General features: G+C 59.4%; 2 protein-coding genes. One reads left to right on the top strand and one right to left on the bottom strand.

The annotated features are described in order from the left end of the window. On the bottom strand, positions 1–2024 hold a 2024-nt coding region (locus ACEN2J_RS20625), incomplete at its 3' end, for a Tn3 family transposase (protein ID WP_442108611.1). A gap of 120 nt (positions 2025–2144) precedes the next feature. Here ACEN2J_RS20625 and ACEN2J_RS20620 point away from each other — a divergent pair. Next, a partial coding sequence (locus ACEN2J_RS20620; RefSeq protein ID WP_068242705.1) for a recombinase family protein occupies positions 2145–2755 on the top strand: 611 nt, incomplete at its 3' end.

Raw genomic sequence — 2755 nt, 5'->3', positions numbered from 1 at the left:
GTCGGGAAGAATTGCCCGTCACTCGAAGCGGTCTGCCCTGCGCCCCAGAACCGGGCCATCGGCAAGGCAGATTGACCTTCGATCACCATGGCCAGGGCGCGTGCCATCGCCTCGCTTTCCACATGCCAGCGCGACAGGCGCGAGAGCTGGAAATAATCATGGGTGTTCGTGGCCCCAGCCATTTTGCTGAGGCCAAGGTTCAGCCCTTCAGCCAGCAGCACGTTCAGCATGCCGACCCTGTCTTTGCATGGAACGCCGGTGCGCAGATGGGTGAAGGCCTCGGTAAAGCCGATCTCGTCATCCACTTCGAGCAGGAGGTCTGTGATCCTGATCTCCGGCAGGCGTTTGTAAAGATCGAGCACCATGGCATCGGCCTCTTCGGGGACAGCCGCCGTCAGACGGTCAATCTTGAGCACGCCACCTTCGATAGAACCTCCCGGAATGGCACCCGCCCTGGCGGCGCGGGCCAGTCGTTCCAAGCCATCTGCCAGGCGAGATTTTCGATCCGCGAGCCAGAGCTCCGGTTCAAACGGCATGGCCAGTTTTGGCGTGGCCGTAGCAACTTCTGTCGGAACCAGCGCGTCCTTGAGATCGCCATATCGGCGGGAATGTGTGAGCCAGATGTCGCCGGCACGGAATGCGTCGCGCAGGTGGCACAGGACCGCCACCTCCCAAAGCCGGTTCCCATCGTCGTGATTCAAATGTCGATGCCATTTCGAAGCCTGGCGCAGAAAGGTCAGTGGCCGGGTAGTCGTCGTTTCCGTACCCGCGACGATGTCGGCCGCGGCAAGCAACGGTTCGGCCACCGGCGCCGCCTGAATATCGAGCGCCCGCAGCATGCGTGGCGCATAGCGTCGGAAGCGATGATACCCGTGAACAACATGTGCCAGTGGATCAGCCGCCAATGTGTCGGTCAGTTGGGCGGCGGTGGAAACAAGCCCCCTCAGCGATGACCAGCCTCCGGCGTTTTGAATGGCCTCGATCAGGGAGGCCTGATCTTCATGTGCTTCCAGCAGAGCTGATCCAAAATTTGAGAAGCCCTGCAAGGTGTCTTTCAAAGCAGCCTTGGCGTCATCTGCCCGAGCATCGCATACGCGTTTCGCCTCGCGCCACGTCTTCCCCACAATCCGGTCATGGCTTTCGACCACGGCATCGGCAATGGCACTGCGCCATTCCAGAGCGCAGACCGCGAGGATGGCAAGGCGGCGGTCGCTGGAGATATCCCGCAGATCTCCAGCGAAGTAACGTTCACCTTGCCGTCGGAGGCGCGCGATACGGTGGGGCGGCACACCCGACAGGACGGTTCGGTCCACGGCCATGGTCTGCAAGAATTCCAACCGGCCGAGCAGCCTGTTCATGTCGGCCGAGTTCTGGCCCACCTCAAACTGGCGCAGCCAGACAAAGCGGGTGACAGAACCGTCCGCCATTTCCGTCAGCAAGGCGTCAAGTCGACTGCACATCTCATTATCCAGCCGATCGGCAATCCGAGCGTCGATCCGTCGCTCTGCAGCAACGAGTGCATCCGCGCAAAGGCGTTCGATAACCGTGATCCCCGGCAGGATGGTCTGGGTCGCCCGGCATTGTTCCACGAAACGCCGCGCCAAGTCCTCGTTCGACCGGGCAGTTTCGGCTGTTCTCTCCAGCCAGGCCTTCAGGTCGCGCGATCCTCGGCCAGTGAACATTTTGTAGCTATAGAGATCCCGCAGGGCCGCCAGATGTTCATGACGCGTTTCTTCCCGGCTTGCATATCCAGCCAGATCGTCTGACTTCAGCCCAAGCTGCGCAGCCAGGAAGCGCGTGATCTCCATTGGAATGACCTCGCCCGGGGTCAACAACCGACCGGGATAGCGCAATGCGCAAAGCTGGAGAGCAAACCCAAAACGATTGTGGGGGCGGCGGCGGGCGCGGATGATTTCCAGATCGTCGTCCGCAAGGGTGTAGTGGCGCAACATCGCCGTTTCATCGGTCGGAAGATCAAAAAGTACTGAGCGCTGACGCTCGGTGAGGATAGTACGATGCGCCATGTTCCTTTTGCTTTCTGCATATGGTTTGCGTATTGATGATTAAGATACTGAATAAGGAATTGTTCGGATGGCTGAAAGCGCGTCGTTTTTAAGATCGTCTCAAACGAACGTTTGTGAAACATGCTGATCGGGTATGCCCGCGTCTCAAAAGCCGACGGAAGCCAGTCCCTAGACCTGCAGCGGGATGCCTTGATCACAGCGAGCGTGGAAGAAGAACAGATTTACTCAGATCTGGCGTCGGGCAAGAAGGATGACCGATCCGGTCTGGAGGCCTGCCTCAAGGCATTGCGTGAGGGGGATGTGCTGGTCGTGTGGAAGCTCGACCGCTTGGGGCGCAGCCTCCACCACCTTGTCAAAACCGTCAGCATGCTGTCCGAGCGTGGCGTCGGCCTCAAGGTTCTAACCGGGCAAGGGGCGCAGATTGACACAACAACTGCGGCAGGACGGCTTTCATTCGGCATCTTTGCCGCTCTCGCCGAATTTGAAAGCGAGTTGATACGCGAACGCACAATGGCGGGGTTACAAGCCGCCCGCGCCCGCGGCCGGAAAGGTGGAAGGAAATTTGCTCTGACAAAAGCGCAGGTGCGAATGGCGCAGGCCGCTATGGCCAGCCGCGATACATCGGTTTCAGAACTTTGTAAGGAATTGGGGGTCAAACCGGTAACACTCTACCGATATGTCGACCCGAACGGCAATCTGCGCGATTATGGGAAACGGGTTCTCACCGCTTA

The organism is Pseudorhodobacter sp. W20_MBD10_FR17, from assembly GCF_052119765.1.
Taxonomy (GTDB): domain Bacteria; phylum Pseudomonadota; class Alphaproteobacteria; order Rhodobacterales; family Rhodobacteraceae; genus Pseudorhodobacter.
The sequence above is the reverse complement of the archived record's forward strand: the minus strand, read 5'-3'. Positions and strand labels throughout refer to the sequence as shown.